Source organism: Castellaniella sp. (genome assembly GCF_049651205.1).
Lineage (GTDB): Bacteria > Pseudomonadota > Gammaproteobacteria > Burkholderiales > Burkholderiaceae_B > Castellaniella.
In genome coordinates this window covers 305936-321619 of sequence record NZ_JBASBR010000012.1, presented here as the reverse complement: position 1 = coordinate 321619, position 15684 = coordinate 305936, and the positions used below count along the sequence as shown (strand labels likewise).

Genomic DNA, 15684 nt, shown 5'->3' with positions numbered 1-15684 from the left:
GACCGGGCTGCTGCGCGATTGCCCCACCAAGGATATTTTCATGCCAAACGATTCTGATGCCCATCTGCAGGAAACCTGTGTTCAGTCGCAGTCGCTGTGCGAGGGCAGTTTTCTCAAGGCACGCCAGGATACGGTGCGCACCCCGGACGGTGCGCTGTCCACCCGTGAGTACATCATTCATCCTGGGGCCGTGGTAATCATCCCTTTGCTGGATGACCACCATATCCTGCTTGAGCGCCAGTTTCGTTACCCGGTGGGGCAGGTGATGACGGAGTTTCCGGCGGGCAAGCTGGAGCCTGGCGAAGACCCCTTGTGCTGTGCGCAGCGCGAACTGCTGGAAGAAACCGGCTATACCGCAGGGCAGTGGGCCCAGGCCGGGGCACTGCATCTGGCCATTGCGTATTCCACCGAGATCATCCATATCTTTTTTGCCCGCCACTTGAGTCCGGGGCAGCGGCATCTGGATGAGGATGAGTTCCTGGATTTGCTGGTTCAGCCTGAAGCTGAGTTTTTTGAGGCCTGTCAAAGCGGTCGGGTGACAGATGCCAAGACCCTCACTTGCGCCTTGTGGCTGCAGAATGTGCGCCAGGGGGCATGGCCGCTGCGTTGGGAAAACGCTTGAGCCGAGCCCGGCAAATATCTGGCCGGCTTCGCTTTGCGCGGATCAGGCAGCAAGGCACCCTGTTTAATCTGTGCAGGGTTCAAAGCGGCCGGTACGGGGATTACGGATAAACAGGATGCCCGTGGCAATACCAAAATAGGCACCATGAATCTGCAGCTTGCCTGCGTCCAGACGCTCGCGCACAGCCGGAAACGTTAGCAGATTCTCCATGCTGTACTCGACCACGCCCCATTCCATGCGTCGTATCCACTCGGCGCGGTCGGCCCCCGGTGGGCCGATGCGATCAGCCACAGGTTTGATCTGTGACACCCACTTGCCAATGAAGTCCCGGGTGGACAGTGGCTGGGTGCGGTCTGTGTACGCGGCTACCCCACCGCAGCTGGCGTGGCCCATGACCACAATATGTCCCACGCGCAGGGCATTGACGGCGAATTCGACGCAGGCACTGGTGCCGTGAAAGGCAGATTCGGGCTGCTCATCGCAAGGCGGCACGATGCCGGCAATATTACGTACGACAAACATCTCGCCGGGGCCCGCGTCAAAGATGATTTCGGGCGCCACACGGGAATCCCCGCAGCTGATGATCATGATGTCCGGGTGCTGGCCGTGCTCGGCCAATTCACGATAGCGCGCCCGTTCGGTGTCGAGTGCACCATTTTGAAAAGAGGCATAGCCTTCGGAGAGTCGTTGGGGAAACACAGGCATATCCTTTTGATGTTTAGATCAGCACAGCTGGCAAAGAGACGGCCATACCAAAAATGTGTCGTGTCAGGAAAATGGTTTTAGCGCACCAGCCTTCATCAGGTAAAGATGGTGCGGGTGGCAGCGTCGACCAGCAGTTGGTTCAGTGGCCCCACCAGGCGGCCGTGCTGCACGGTGATGGCATAGAAGTGCTCGGTCAACTGAGAGGATTGCCCCACGTGCACCAGTTCGCCCGAATGCAGTTCGTCCTGTACCACCACTTCGGGCAGGATGGATAGCCAGCCACTGTCGCGAGCAATCAGCCGCAGCATGGTCATGTCGTCGATCTCGGCGCGTACGCGGGGTTGCACGCCGGCGGCAAAGCACAGGGCATCAAATTGCAGACGCACGCTGTGGCGGACGCTGGGCATGGCCATCTCTACGGCATCCAGTTCTTCGGGCACTTGCAGGCTGGCACCTGCCCAGCGGTCGGCACGGCCCACCAACGAGATGATCTGGCTGCCCAGGAACCGCGAAGAAACCGGGCGGGTAGGGTCGGATGGTACAGGCTCGTTGGCCAGCACCACATCCAGTTGGTGGCGTAGCAGGCGCTCGATCAGAGTTTGCAGGGAGCCGGAATCCACGGACAGCACCACTGAGGGATCTCGCAACAGTGGGCGCAGCCAGTTGACTTGAAAGTTGCGTGACATGGTTGACACGCTGCCCACCCGCACACGTGTGGTGCCTTCTTCGCGGCCATCCAGCCAGCCCAGCATCTGTTCGCCCAGACCGAAGATGTTTTCAGCATAGGTAAATACCTGCTGTCCTTTGGCTGTCAGCTCCAGGTGCCTGCCCTGGCGGTCAAACAGAGGGGTATCCAGCCGGTTCTCGAGTTGGCGGATTTGTGTGGACAGTGCGGATTGCGAGGTGTGGATCTGGTTGGCTGCATGCGTTAGTGAGCCTTCTTTGGCCACCCGCCAGAAATAATAAAGATGCTTGAAGTTGAGCTGGTTGACATCCATGGTGTCTGTTCTGTTTTTAAGAACGTTCAAATATTATAAATGTAATTTACAGAACATATAAAAATCTGAAAAATACGCCTGTCGCATATTGGAGTAGGCATCTTGATTTTGCCTGACATGATTAATTTTGCATTGGCTTTCATCCCCGTGGTGCTGATGGCCGTCGCCGCCGGACAAGCCTGGCGCAGCCAGGCTGCTGTGCCAGGCTTGTGGGTTGATTTCAACCGGCTCACGCTGCTTGCGCTGGGGTTCTCGGCCCTGGGCCTGGTGTCTCAGCTGTGGTTGGCAACGTCGGGGCAGATGCCTGCCTCGGGCCTTGCGCTGTGGTTGTCGGTAAGCACATTTGGTGCCTGGACCAGCCTGCTTGTACAGCTGCTGGGTGCCGCTATCGTTATTTACTCCAGCAATCATCTGCGTGGCGAACCACGTCAGGCAGCCTACATTGCGGCTTTGGCTGCCGTGCTGGCCGCCGTTCACCTGCTTCTGCTGGCCAATCACTGGGTGGTTCTGATTGCTGCCTGGGCTGCTATTGGCCACGCGATGCATGGTTTGTTGTGTTTTTACCGTGATAGGCCCTTTGCGCTGCTGGCCGCGCACAAGAAGTTTGTCACGGACCGTGCGGCCGATGCCCTGCTGATACTGGCGGCTTATCTGTCCTGGTCTGAGGTGGGTAGCGGCTCTTTGGCGGTGCTGAACGAGCACATTGCCACGGGCCGGTTTTCAGCGACCCTGGGCTGGAGTGCCATTTGCCTGGTACTGGCTGTGATTGCCCGCACGGCCCTGATGCCGGTGCATGGCTGGCTGGTGCAGGTGATGGAAGCCCCCACGCCGGTCTCTGCGCTGCTGCATGCCGGGGTTGTCAATCTGGGCGGCTACGTGCTGGTGGTGTTTGCCCCGTTGCTGGGGGTGTCCCTGGCGGCGCGCTGGCTGCTGGTGATTTTTGGCCTGGTATCGGCCATGGTGGCGGGCTTGGTGCTACTGACCCGGGTCAGCCAAAAGGTGCATCTGGCGTGGTCTACCATCGCCCAGATGGGATTCATGCTGCTGGAATGTGGTCTGGGCCTGTATTTGTTTGCCGCCTTGCACCTGCTGGGCCACTCGCTGTACAAGGCGCACAATTTTCTCAATGCCTCCAGCATCGTGCGTGATTGTGACCGCAAGGTGATGACAGGCGAAGTCCATAACTCCGGGTTCAGTATGGTGCTGGCTGTGCCGGTGTCGTTTGCGATTGTGTTTGGGCTGCAGGCGCTGATGGGCGCACATGCCTGGCCCTGGTGGTGGAGTGCGGTGCTGGCCTTTGCCTGGGCGCCGCTGCTTTGGCTGCCTGCGTCGCCCGCCGATTATCCCGCCAAGGTGCCAGTGCGTCTGCTGACCGCGGTGCTGATGGCCGGCATTTTGACCTTGGCCGCCGGAGTGGTGGATCGCGCCCCGGTGGGCGTGGCCAACGACCCCTTGCATGCCGGCGGCATGGTGGCACTGGTCGGTATGGCCGTCATGTATTTCTGGATGATTATTTTTCAGCTGTGGCCACAATCCGTCATTGCCATCCGTCGCTGGGTGTACGCCGGGTTTTACATGGATGAAGGCTATACCCACTGGGTCTTGCGCTTGTGGCCCGCCCGCTGGGCAGGCGCGGGCCGTGGGCCGGTACCCCGGCCTGCGCCGCCGTCCTCCGTATGGAGGAGTGCAAAATCATGAATCCCGTCATGGATCTTGATCGTGCAAATGACGCACCCGGGGAGGCTGCGACACCGGTGGATGATCCAGTCTTGCAGCAGGCTGTGGCGCAGGCCTGTGGCAGCATCATGCCGGTGTGGCCGCTGGATCAGGCGGTGGCGGTAAACCCGCATTGGCGCCGGATCGGCCAGCCCATCCGCCAGGTTGCTGCGCGCCTGGCGGTGTTGGGTGATTTTCGTGTGTTTCCGGCCCGCGACTATTTGCTGCAAGAATGGCAGACCAAGCGTCTGGCGCAGGCCGATCTGGAGGCTGCCTTGGCGGCCCGTGTTGCCGACGAACCCCATGAGGTGTCGGCCGAACATTGTGTGGCTGCGCTTTCCAGCCCTTTGCGGGTGCGCCACGAGCCCCTGCTGGTGGATTTGCTGGATGATGATATCCAGAAAAACAGGCGCTGGCCCTGGCGTGAGGCCATTGTGTTTCAGATCAGCCAGACCTGTGCCACGTATTACGACCGCCATCAGGCCGATTGGCGCGCCTCGGGAAGCCCCAGTTTGTATGGGTTTTGGCGCGAAAGCATAGTGGGTGATCACGGTTTGGGCGCCCGGCTGGGGATTGCGGGTCTGATGCAGCATATCCGCCGGTTGCCGGCATCGCCGCACGAAGCCATGGCCTGGGCCCTGGCCGAGCTTGAACTCAATGCCACCACCTGGCGGGATTATTTTGAAGCCCTGCTGCTCTCCATCAATGGCTGGGCCTCGTGGTGCGCGTATATTGCCTGGCAAAAGGTACCCTCGGGGCAGGACGACCCACGCCTGCGCGAGTTGCTGGCTTGCCGCATTGCCTGGGAAGCCTTGCTGGCACGGGCCGTCAAGCCTGCCGCACGATCAACTGCTGTGGCGACGCTGGATGCCAGTTGGCGAGAATTCCCCGAGCGCCTTGCGCAGGCAGATGCCACGCTCAGGGTGGATGAGATCTGGCAGGAAGCACTGGAAATCAGCTTTCAACGACCCTTTGCCAACACCCTGCGGGCAGCCGCGCCTGCGCTAGCACACACCACCCCCGAGGTGCAGGCAGTTTTTTGCATTGATACCCGCAGCGAGCGCATGCGGCGTGCGCTGGAGTCTCTTTGGTCGGGGATTGAAACCCGGGCATTCGCCGGCTTTTTTGGCATTCCTGTGCGTTATCAGCTGCTGGGCACCGACATCAAGCGGCCACAGTTGCCCGGGCCGGCGTACCCCTCCGTCGCGGTGCAGGATGTCATCACGTCCCACGGCCATGCACAGCCGGACGCAAAACAGACGGCCCGGATTGGCGCCGTGCGGCGCCAGCGTCTGGCCCAGCTTGATCAATGGCTGGGTGCCGTGCGTTGGTCCAATGCCACTTTCTCGTTTGTTGAGGCCTTTGGGCTAGGGTATCTGGGCAAGATTGCCCGCTGGATCCATCCGCCGGCAAGCCCCCGCGTATCGGTGGATCGCCTGGGGGTGCCCGCCGAAGTTCAGGATCAGTGCCGTCCCGAGATTGTCGGCCTGGAAATCGAAGCGCAGGTGGATCTGGCGGCCGGGGTGCTGCACACCATGGGTCTGGACGACCGCCTGGCGCCGCTGGTGATTTTGTGTGGCCATGCCGGCCACAGCACCAACAATGCCCATGCCTCTACCTTGGATTGTGGGGCGTGTTACGGCCGCCCCGGCGAAGCCAATGCCCGGGCCCTGGCGCAGCTGCTGAATGACCCACAGGTGCGTGACGGCCTGCGCTATCGCGGGCTCAATATACCGCCGGACACTTTTTTTATGGGGGCGCTGCACAATACCACCACGGATGATGTCACCGGATTTGATCTGGACTTGCTGCCACCGGCCGCCCTGGCCCGCTGGCAACGCATGGAGCAGACCTTCTTGCGTGCGGGCGATCTGATCCGGCGCGAGCGTGCCCCGGCCTTGTGGATGGATGCCGAGGTGGATCCGGCAGCCTTGCTGACTTCGTTTCGGCGCCGGGCCAATGACGGCTCGCAAACCCGTCCCGAGTGGGGCCTGACGCGCAATGCCGCCTTTATCATCGGGCCGCGTGCGCGTAGCCGCAACAAGGTGCTGAGCCGCACCTACCTGCATGATTACGATGCGCAATACGATGCGGATGGCAGCGTGTTGGAAAAACTGATGATGGGGCCAATGGTGGTTACCCACTGGCTGTCATGGCAATACCATGCCTCCACCTGTGATCCGCTTCATTATGGTTCTGGCAACAAGGTGCTGCACAACGTGGTGGATGGCCATGTGGGCGTTTTTGAAGGCAATGGCGGGGATCTGCGCATCGGCCTGCCCAAGCAATCCCTGCACAATGGCGAGGGCTGGTATCACCAGCCCGTGCGCCTGACGGTGCTGATTGATGCACCTGCAGCGTCCATCGAAAGCATCATCAACCGCAATCCCGTGCTGGGGCAACTGTGCAACAACGGCTGGATGCTGTTGTGGCGCTACGAAGGCGATGCTTTGCAGCGGTATCAGCGGGGGCAGTGGCTGCCGCTGGCCATTTAACCCGGGTGTTTGTGGTTTGCGGGCAAGCCCGGCCTGGCTTGATGCTACTAGTCCAGGCCGCCTGCTTTACTGTGTCTCAACCAGAGTTGCGCAGCCCGGCGGCAATCCCGTTGATTGTCATGTGAATCGCGCGCTGGTCGCGGGATTCCTGTTCGTTGGGGCGGTGCGCCGAGGCAGTGCCTGCGCGCATGCGGCGCAGCAACTCTACCTGCAGGTGGTTCAGTGGGTCGATATAGGCAAAGCGCTCGGCCAGCGCAGCTTGCAGCGGGGCATCATGGGCCAGCAGGCCGTGGCGGGTAATGTCCTCAAACATACGCACCGTGGTGTGATACTCGGCTTCGATGCGAGAGAACACCTGCTTGCGCAGCGTTTTGTCGGGCACCAGCTCGGCATAGGCCCGGCCGATGGCCAGATCGGTTTTGGCCAGCACCTGCTCCATATTGGACAACAAGGTGCGGAAAAACGGCCAGTCGCGTGCCATGGTTTGCAGCCGCAGCAGGCGCGTGGCCCGATCCAGCGTGTGGTCGGGGCCACCGTCCTCCAGGTAGCGGCTCAGTGCCGTGCCCACACCATACCAGCCAGGCAGTGGGAGGCGGCACTGAGCCCATGAAAATGACCAGGGGATCGCACGCAGGTCTTCGATGCGCTCCAGTGCCTTGCGCGAGGAGGGCCGTGAACCAATGTTCAGGCCCGCGATCTCGCGGATGGGGGTGGAGGTAAAGAAGTATTCGGTAAAGCCCTCGGTGCCGTACACCAGGTCCCGGTAGGCGTCGCGGGCAGTCTGCGACATCCAGGCCATGGCTTCGCCAAACGCTGTGGCGTGCTGGTCCTCGTGTTGCGTGTCGGGCGCACCGGCCAGGCTGGCCTCCAGTGTTGCGGCCACAAACAATTCGAGGTGCGAGCGGCCCACCTCGGCGTTCTTGTAGCGGCCCTGGATGATTTCGCCTTGCTCGGTGAGGCGGATCTGGTTGTTGACCGTGCCAGGTGGCTGCGCAATGATCGAATCGTAGCTGGGGCCGCCGCCACGGCCCACCGATCCGCCGCGACCGTGAAACAGGCGCAGGCGTGTGCGGTGCTTGCGAAATACTTCCACCAGGCGGCGCTCCGCCTGATACAAAGACCAGTGCGACGTTAAGTAGCCACCATCCTTGTTGCTATCCGAGTACCCCAGCATCACTTCCTGGATACCGTGCTGTGCGTGGTGCACACGTGCCAATACCTCGGGTAGCGACAGCCAGGCATCCATGATTTCGGGGCCAAGCTCAAGATCTGGAATCGTTTCAAACAGGGGCACCACCATCAGGCCCTCTTGCGGTGTGCTGTCACCTACGGTGGGGGCAATCAGGCCGGTTTCCTGCTGCAGGATCAGCACCTCAAGCAAATCGCTGAGCGTCTCGGTGTGCGACACAATCGCCTGACGGATGGCGGCTGCGCCAAAGCGTTGGCGGCAGGTGGCCGCCATGCGCAGGATAGCCAGCTCTTTGGTGGTCTCGGCCGAGTACTCCACCCACGGAGATACCAGCGGACGGGGTTCGCGCAGCTCCTGGCGCAAGACGCGGACGCGGTCGGCCTCCGGCAGTCGTGCATACTGCACCGGCTGGCCATCCAGGCGCACTTCAGCCTGCTTCATCAGTTCGTCGAGCACACGCTCGTGCACGTCTGAGCTTTGCCGCAGGTCTACCGTGGCCAGATGAAACCCAAAGATCTCCACGGCCTGGCACAGATGCGCCAGACGCAGACGGTTGATCAGGCTGCCATGGTGCTGATCCAAGGACGTGGCGACGACGCGCAGATCGGTGGCAAACTCGGCTGCCGTGGTGTAGGCCGGGGCCTCGTAAGTATTGCGCCGTGCCAGCCGGCGTCCGATCAGTGCCACGGCGGTGGCTGCCAGCCGGGCATAGATGTGGATACAGGCGCGTCGATAGGGTTCGTCCTGGCGATGAGAAGAAGGATCCTGGCTGATGCGGGCGAGTTCGGACAGCTCGGGGCTTGACTGCGTCAGCGATTGCGAGAGCGAAAGCTCGGCACCCAGTTCGTGCACTTCGGTCAGGTAATAACGCAGCACGTGGGCACACTGGCGTAGCAGTGCTTCTTCCAGCGTGCTTGCGTTTACGTTTGGGTTGCCGTCGCGATCACCGCCAATCCAGCTGCCCATGTGTGCAAACGGTGGCAATGGGGTGTTGTCGACATCAAAAGGCGTTTTGGCGGGCTTGCGCAACAATGCTGCCATATCCAGATGCAGCTGGGGCAGGGTGCTGAAGAATGTGCTGGTGTAGTAAGACAAAGCATTGTCGATTTCGTCCAGCACCGTGAGCTTGCTTTGACGCAACATGCGTGTTTGCCATAAAGAAGCAATCAGGCCGGTCAGGCGCTCCTGTGTATGGGCGGCCTCCAGCGGAGCATGAGGGATATCCAGTTGGCGCAGCTGCTGGGCAATCCCCTGGTGCAGATCCAGGGTGCTTTTGCGCTGTACCTCAGTGGGGTGTGCAGTCAGCACCGGCACAATACAGGCTTGCGCCAGATGCTGGCGGATGCGTCGGCCCGATAGGCCGCTGGCTGTCAGTTGCTCGACGGCGTGCAGCAGGCTGCCGGGGGTTGCCTGGCCTTCGGTTTGCCACTGTGCGCGCTGGCGGCGGGTTTGATCGCGGTCTTCGGCGATGTTGGACAGATGCAGAAAATAACTGAAAGCACGTGCTACCGAGTTGGCTTCGCCCGCAGCCAATTTGCGGATCTGGCGTTCGAGCATGCGGCCATCGCTGTCCAGCCCCTCGCGCCGAAACTTCACCGCGGCGCGGCGCAGTTTTTCGATCACGTCGTAGATGGGGCGACCCTCACATTCGCGGATCACTTCTCCCAGTGTGCGGCCCAGCAGCCGGATGTCTTGTCGAAGGGGAGAAATCGTGTCGGTTGAGGGTGTGGACTTCACAGGGTCTCCGAAGGTATTTGAAGCGTGGGTGAAAGCAGGCGTGCAGATAGGACGCTGCCGTGTGCTGAGGGCCAGGCGGCGAGCTCTAATCATAAGCGCATTATGGCTGAAACCTGATTTGCAATATGCCGATTATGCATATTGCAGGCGGTGTTTCTGCTGCAGGAGCGGCTTGGGTGTGCCCGGCCAGCGGTGTGAGAGTCAAAATGCAGGATCATCGCTGCGCGAAGTATCATGCATGGCATATGACTGGATTATCAATACGCCACCGACAATGACAGAAGTCAATATAAACAACCCTGCACAGGTACTTGCCTATCCGCTTTTCGAAGATCTGCCTCCCGAGTTGCAGCCTGTACTGCTGCGCGATGCGGCCGTGCTGCATGTGCAAGCTGGCGAAATCCTGTTTCAAGAGGGTGCGGATGCAGTGGAGTACCTGTACGTGCTCAGTGGCAGCGTCGAAGTGCTGCGTCATACGCAAGAGGGCCAGGAGCGCGTGTTCTCGATTTTTCGCGGCGGCCAGATGCTGGCAGAAACCGCGATGTTCATGAGTCATGGCCGTTATCCCATGGAGGCACGCTCACGCGAGGATGCCGTGGTGCTGCATTTGAAGCGTGCCGGCCTGCAAGAGGCTGTCCGCTGTTGGCCCGAGCTGGCCTTGCGCCTGCTGGCACGCCTGAGCGACCGGGTTTATCGACGTGTGAACGAAGTAGAGTGGTATAGCGACAGCACGGCGGCCCAGCGCCTGGCGGATTACCTGTTGCGCCTGCCCACTGATCACGCCGGCACCGTCCATTTGCCGCTTACCCAGCGACAACTGGCAGCCCATCTGGGGGTGCGCCCCGAAACCCTCAGCCGCTTGCTGGCAGACTGGGTGGCACAAGGGTATTTATCCGGCGCACGGCGCAACTGGGCTCTGTGCGACACCACGTTTTTGCAGTCGCTGGCGCAAGCCAGCCGTCGCCAGTTTTAAGAGGCCTTTGCCCAATACCCTTGTTGCAGGCTGCGCTGTGCTGCGCGTTCTTTTAACAAGCCGTACACTTTAAGATTGTTTGCCGAAATAACCCGTAAGGATCCGATCATGTCCAAGCCTTTGCGCTCATCCAATATCACCCAGGGAGTGGCCCGCGCACCAAACCGTTCGATGTACTACGCCCTGGGCTATACAGAAGATGACTTCAACAAGCCCATGATCGGTATTGCCAACGGGCAAAGCACCATCACCCCCTGTAATAGCGGCCTGCAGCCGCTGGCCGATGCTGCCGCGGCAGCTGTCAAAGAAGCCGGTGGCAATCCGCAGATGTTTGGTACGCCCACCATCTCCGATGGCATGGCCATGGGTACCGAAGGCATGAAATACTCGCTCGTGTCGCGCGAAGTCATTGCCGACTGCGTCGAAACCTGCGTGCAGGGCCAGTGGATGGACGGCGTGCTGGTGATCGGCGGCTGCGACAAAAATATGCCGGGCGGCATGATGGGCATGCTGCGCGCCAATGTGCCCTCCATCTACGTGTATGGCGGCACCATTTTGCCGGGCACCTACGATGGCAAAGAACTCAATATTGTCAGTGTCTTCGAGGCTGTTGGCGAGCACGCTGCCGGGCGCATGTCCGAAGAAGATCTGCGCAATATCGAAACCCATGCCATCCCCTGCAGCGGCTCGTGCGGTGGCATGTACACCGCCAATACGATGAGCTCTGCCTTCGAAGTCATGGGCATGAGCCTGCCGTATTCGTCCACCATGGCCAATGTGCACAAAGAAAAACTCGATTCGGCGGCCGAGTCTGCCCGGGTGTTGCTCAAGGCGGTAGAACTGGATCTCAAGCCGCGCGATATCGTTACCCGCAAATCCATCGAAAACGCCGTGGCGGTGATCATGGCCACGGGCGGCTCCACCAACGCGGTGCTGCATATTCTGGCCATTGCCCATGCCGCAGAAGTCGAGTGGACGATCGACGACTTCGAACGCGTGCGCCGCCGCGTACCCGTTATCTGCGACCTCAAGCCTAGCGGCAAAGCCCTGGTGGTTGATTTTCACAAAGCCGGTGGCGTGCCGCAAGTCATGAAACTCCTGCTGAATGCCGGCCTATTGCATGGCGATTGCATCACCATCACAGGCAAGACAATTGCCGAGACTCTGGCCGATATTCCTGATGTACCCAGCGCAGATCAGGACATCATCCATACCCTGGATAAGGCCTTATATGCCGAAGGCCACTTGGCCATCCTGAAAGGCAATCTGGCCGAACTCGGTGCAGTGGCCAAGATCACCGGCCTTAAAAACCCGGCCATCACCGGCCCGGCGCGTGTTTTCGACGACGAACAATCCGCCATGGACGCCATCCTGGCAGGCAAGATCCATGCCGGCGATGTCATGATTCTGCGTTACCTGGGCCCCAAAGGCGGCCCGGGCATGCCCGAAATGTTGGCACCCACCAGCGCCCTGGTGGGCGAAGGCCTGGGTGATTCCGTCGGCCTTATTACCGATGGCCGGTTCTCGGGCGGTACCTGGGGCATGGTGGTGGGGCACGTGGCTCCCGAGGCCGCTGTGGGCGGCACCATTGCGCTGGTCGAAGAAGGCGACTCCGTCACCATCGACGCCCACAAACAGCTGTTGCAGGTCAATGTATCCGACGAAGTCCTGGCCAAGCGCCGTGCCGCCTGGACGGCGCCGGCCCCCCGTTATACACGTGGGGTGCAGGCCAAGTTTGCCTTCAACTGCTCTGACGCCAGCACGGGCGCAGTGCTGGATCGCTTCGACGACCGCTAAGGCCATTGGCTACGGCCCGCGCCGCTGGGGCGGGCCATTTCGCTGTATCGTACGGGGCTGCATTTCTTTGGGTGATGTAGCCCCATCTGTTTTTCTGGAGACTTGTCTTGTTAACCCCCGAACAACGTGCCCTGCAATTGCAGATTCGTCTGGGTCTGGGCATGCGCGATGATTTTGATGTCGCCACTGAAATCGAGCTCAGGGTAGAGTTTTTGTCGCAACTTTTGCTGTCTGTGGGCGCGCATGCCCTGGTGCTGGGCATCAGCGGCGGGGTCGATTCTCTGACGGCCGGCTGTTTGTCCCAGCGGGCTGTGCAGCGTGCCCGCGAACAAGGCCTGGAGACACAGTTTGTGGCTATGCGCCTGCCTTACGGCGCGCAACTTGACGAAGCTGATGCCCAGGCTGGTTTGCTGGTGATCCAGCCCGATATCCAGCAGACGGTGAATATCCAGCCTGCGGCCGACGCCGTGTTGGCGGCTGTGCAGGCTGCAGGCCAGGGGTTTCGCGATGCCGCCCAGCAGGATTTTTTACACGGCAATATCAAGGCGCGTCAGCGCATGGTGGCCCAGTATGCGGTGGCTGGCGCGCGAGGCGGCCTGGTGGTGGGTACCGACCACGCCGCCGAGGCGCTGATGGGGTTTTTTACCAAGTTTGGCGATGGCGCGGCCGATGTGACCCCCCTGGCGGGTTTAAACAAGCGCCGTGTACGTGCGCTGGCCACCCAAATGGGTGCGCCACACGCCCTGGTGTACAAAGTGCCCACCGCCGATCTCGAGCAATTAAACCCTCTGAAGCCTGATGAAGACGCCTTTGGTGTCAGTTACGACGAGATCGACGATTTTCTCGAAGGCAAAGACGTGTCTGCCCAGGTCTTTGAGAAAATTGTCTCGGCCTGGCGGCGCAGCGCGCATAAGCGCGCCTTGCCACTTACGCCATAAGCCCCGCCACAATCTCGTAGGTGCGCAGGCGTGCGGCGTGATCGTGCATATTGCAGGTGATCATCAGCTCGTCGGCGCCCGTACGGGCAATAAATGCGGCGGTTTGCGCAGCCACGGTGTCGGGCTTGCCCAGGGCGGTGCAAGACAGAATCTGCTGTAAAAGTTCGCGTGCAGCAAAGGGCAGGTTGTCGAAGTAGCCGTCTACGGGGGGTGGCAGGCGGCCCGGCCGCCCGGTGCGCAAGTTCACAAAAGACTGCTGCCACGAACTGGCGAGATACCGGGCCTCGTCGTCGGTGTCGGCTGCAAAGACATTGAACCCCAGCATCACATAAGGTTTGTCCAGATGCTCGGAGGGCTGAAAATGCTGGCGGTACACCCGGATGGCGTCCATCATCTGTGCCGGCGCAAAGTGCGAGGCAAACGCGTATGGCAGGCCCAGAGCTGCTGCCAGCTGTGCACCAAACAGGCTGGAGCCCAAGATCCACACCGGGATCTCGCAGCCTTCGCCAGGGGTGGCCCGCACCGGGTTGGCCCCCTGAAAATAGCCCATCAGCTCAACCACGTCCTGCGGGAATGCGTCGGCTGATGTGTTCAGTGCCCGGCGCAGCGCGCGTGCCGTGGTTTGGTCCGATCCTGGCGCTCGGCCCAGGCCGAGGTCAATGCGGCCCGGATACAGTGTGGCCAGTGTGCCAAACTGCTCGGCAATCACCAGGGGTGAGTGATTGGGCAGCATGATGCCGCCGGCACCCACCCGAATACGGCTGGTGGCGCCGGCCACGTGGCCAATCAGCACGGATGTGGCCGCGCTTGCAATCCCTGTCATGCCGTGGTGTTCGGCCATCCAGTAGCGGTGGTAGCCCCAGGTTTCGGCATGTTGGGCCAAATCTACGGTATGGGCAAAGGATTCAGCGGCACTGCCGCCCTCGGTGATGGGAGCAAGATCAAGCACCGACAAAGGTACGGCAAGACTCATGGCTGGCGATCCGGAATGTTGATCATGGTTTGTTGCATCAGGGCCACCGGAGTTTTTTCTCCGGCATTCAGGGCAAACACATCGACCTGCACGATGGTGAGCGTGCGGCCTTTACGGATGACCTGGCCAATGGCTTCCAGGGATTCTCCCCGGGCGGGCGCCAGCATGTTGATCTTGAACTCTACCGACAGTGCCGTGTAGCCCTCGGGGGCTTGTGTCATGGCGGCAAAGCCGCCGGCAGAATCCGCAATAGTGGCGGTGGCACCCGCATGGAAAAATCCCATATGCTGGGTGAGGCTGGGTGCGTAGGGCAGGTGCACATGTACCCGGCCTGGCGCCACGTCTCCCAGGCGAGCACCCAGGTGGTGCATCATGCCCGCCCGGTCAAACTGCGTCTGGATCCGCTGACGCAGCTCGGTGGCAGGTGGGGTTGGGGACGAAGAAGTCATGGATGAGTGTCCTGTATAGTCATGGATTCGCAAAGGTTGCTGAGGGGCGGATCGCTCCTGCCACAAAGATTTTCAGTGTCCAACGATAAGCCATTTTCGCCTGCCCGCCAAAACACTTCAGCGCAGGTCCGCAATCCCTCTCCGGCAGCCTCCGCAGCCCGCGGGTCGCCGCGCCCGTCGCACGAAAACACACAGATAAAATCCCGGGATGGCACACCATCCCGTCCCGTGGGTCAGCTCTGGGCGGTTGTGATGGCTGTGGTGTCCATTATCAGCGTGCAGCTGGGGGTGTCCCTGTTTGTGCCGGTGATCGAGGCATATGGGCCACTCAGCTCTTCCAGCTTGCGCCTGAGTTGGGCCGCGCTGGCCTTGCTGGTGGTGGTGCGCCCGCCCTTGCACCGCATGACGGCCTTCCAATGGAAAGCTGCCGTGATGCTGGGTGCGGGCATGGCGGTGCTTACCCTGGCATTTTTCATGGCTATCGAGCGTCTGCCCCAGCACCTGGCCGTGGCCCTGGAGTTTTGCGGTCCTCTGTTGGTTGCCGCCGTGGGCGCCCGCGGGCATCGCGCCCTAGTGTGGCCTGTGCTGGCTGCCGCCGGCATTGTGCTACTGGCCATTGGCGACGCCAGGCTGGGCGGCGTGGATGTGCTGGGCATTGCGTATGCTTTATTGGCGGCCGCTGGCTGGGCCACGTATATCGTGATGATGAAGCGGGTAGGGCGCGTGTTTCCGGGATTACAAGGCCTGACGGTGTCCCTGATGGTGGCCGCGCTGTTTTCATTGCCCTTCGCTGCGGCAGAAACTGGCAGCCTGGTGTTTCCGGCCCGACAGTTGCTGCTGACAGCCGGCCTGGCTATTTTGGTGCCGTTGGTGCCGTACATTCTTGAAATTCAGGCCTTGCGCCGCCTGTCGGCGGCCACCTTTGGCGTGCTGATGAGCCTGGAGCCCGCCATCGCCGCAGTGGCCGGTTGGCTTATTTTGGGGCAGAGCATGGATGGCCAGCAAATCCTGGGCGTGGGCCTGGTGGTGGCAGCCAGCATTGGCGTGGTGCGCGCTGCCAACGCACCGCCTGCCTGATGCCTGGCATGGTTG

Annotated in this window: 12 protein-coding genes; 7 read left to right on the top strand and 5 right to left on the bottom strand. The window is 61.0% G+C overall.

What is annotated here, in order from left to right; genetic code table 11:
• The first annotated feature begins 40 nt into the window (after nucleotides 1-40).
• A complete protein-coding gene (locus tag WA928_RS08855; protein ID WP_424302358.1) occupies nucleotides 41-622 on the top strand; it encodes an NUDIX domain-containing protein in 582 nt (193 codons plus the stop codon).
• A gap of 63 nt (nucleotides 623-685) precedes the next feature.
• On the opposite strand, the gene WA928_RS08850 is transcribed toward WA928_RS08855, so the two are convergent.
• Both WA928_RS08850 and WA928_RS08845 read right to left on the bottom strand, forming a co-directional pair.
• Nucleotides 686-1321 (bottom strand): carbonic anhydrase, encoded by a 636-nt coding sequence (locus WA928_RS08850; protein ID WP_424302355.1) that lies wholly within the window; start codon nucleotides 1319-1321, stop codon nucleotides 686-688.
• A 101-nt stretch (nucleotides 1322-1422) separates the two neighbouring features.
• Nucleotides 1423-2325 carry a LysR family transcriptional regulator gene (locus tag WA928_RS08845; protein WP_424302352.1) on the bottom strand — a complete coding sequence of 301 codons (903 nt, stop codon included), beginning with the start codon at nucleotides 2323-2325 and terminating at the stop codon, nucleotides 1423-1425.
• Between the two features lie 117 nt (nucleotides 2326-2442).
• Between WA928_RS08845 and WA928_RS08840 the strand changes: the two genes are divergently transcribed.
• Together WA928_RS08840 and WA928_RS08835 are read left to right on the top strand one after the other, a co-directional pair.
• A complete protein-coding gene (locus WA928_RS08840; protein WP_424302349.1) occupies nucleotides 2443-4023 on the top strand; it encodes an NADH-quinone oxidoreductase subunit L in 1581 nt (526 codons plus the stop codon).
• Nucleotides 4020-6536 (top strand): YbcC family protein, encoded by a 2517-nt coding sequence (locus tag WA928_RS08835; RefSeq protein ID WP_424302346.1) that lies wholly within the window; start codon nucleotides 4020-4022, stop codon nucleotides 6534-6536. Before WA928_RS08840 ends, WA928_RS08835 begins: the two co-directional genes overlap by 4 nt.
• 76 nt (nucleotides 6537-6612) lie before the next feature.
• Here the strand turns inward: WA928_RS08835 and ppc are convergent, their stop codons facing one another.
• Nucleotides 6613-9555, bottom strand: a complete 2943-nt coding sequence (ppc, locus tag WA928_RS08830) for a phosphoenolpyruvate carboxylase (RefSeq protein ID WP_424302343.1) — start codon at nucleotides 9553-9555, stop codon at nucleotides 6613-6615.
• A 145-nt stretch (nucleotides 9556-9700) separates the two neighbouring features.
• Here ppc and WA928_RS08825 point away from each other — a divergent pair, with 145 nt between their 5' ends.
• The 3 genes from WA928_RS08825 to nadE all read left to right on the top strand — a co-directional run bounded on the left by WA928_RS08825 (nucleotide 9701) and on the right by nadE (nucleotide 13170).
• On the top strand, nucleotides 9701-10435 hold the full coding sequence (locus WA928_RS08825) for a Crp/Fnr family transcriptional regulator (RefSeq protein ID WP_424302340.1): 735 nt from the start codon (nucleotides 9701-9703) through the stop codon (nucleotides 10433-10435).
• Between the two features lie 108 nt (nucleotides 10436-10543).
• Nucleotides 10544-12232 carry a dihydroxy-acid dehydratase gene (gene ilvD / locus WA928_RS08820; protein WP_424302337.1) on the top strand — a complete coding sequence of 563 codons (1689 nt, stop codon included), beginning with the start codon at nucleotides 10544-10546 and terminating at the stop codon, nucleotides 12230-12232.
• A gap of 161 nt (nucleotides 12233-12393) precedes the next feature.
• The gene (gene nadE / locus WA928_RS08815; protein ID WP_424302534.1) at nucleotides 12394-13170 is read left to right on the top strand and encodes an ammonia-dependent NAD(+) synthetase; all 777 of its coding nucleotides are present in this window, start codon (nucleotides 12394-12396) and stop codon (nucleotides 13168-13170) included.
• Here the strand turns inward: nadE and WA928_RS08810 are convergent.
• Both WA928_RS08810 and WA928_RS08805 read right to left on the bottom strand, forming a co-directional pair.
• Nucleotides 13160-14143 carry an LLM class flavin-dependent oxidoreductase gene (locus WA928_RS08810; RefSeq protein WP_424302334.1) on the bottom strand — a complete coding sequence of 328 codons (984 nt, stop codon included), beginning with the start codon at nucleotides 14141-14143 and terminating at the stop codon, nucleotides 13160-13162. The genes nadE and WA928_RS08810 overlap by 11 nt on opposite strands.
• The gene (locus tag WA928_RS08805) at nucleotides 14140-14592 is read right to left on the bottom strand and encodes a PaaI family thioesterase (RefSeq protein WP_424302331.1); all 453 of its coding nucleotides are present in this window, start codon (nucleotides 14590-14592) and stop codon (nucleotides 14140-14142) included. The genes WA928_RS08810 and WA928_RS08805 overlap by 4 nt, the downstream gene beginning before the upstream one ends.
• A gap of 228 nt (nucleotides 14593-14820) precedes the next feature.
• Here WA928_RS08805 and WA928_RS08800 point away from each other — a divergent pair, with 228 nt between their 5' ends.
• A complete protein-coding gene (locus WA928_RS08800; RefSeq protein ID WP_424302328.1) occupies nucleotides 14821-15669 on the top strand; it encodes an EamA family transporter in 849 nt (282 codons plus the stop codon).
• Nucleotides 15670-15684 lie beyond the last annotated feature (15 nt).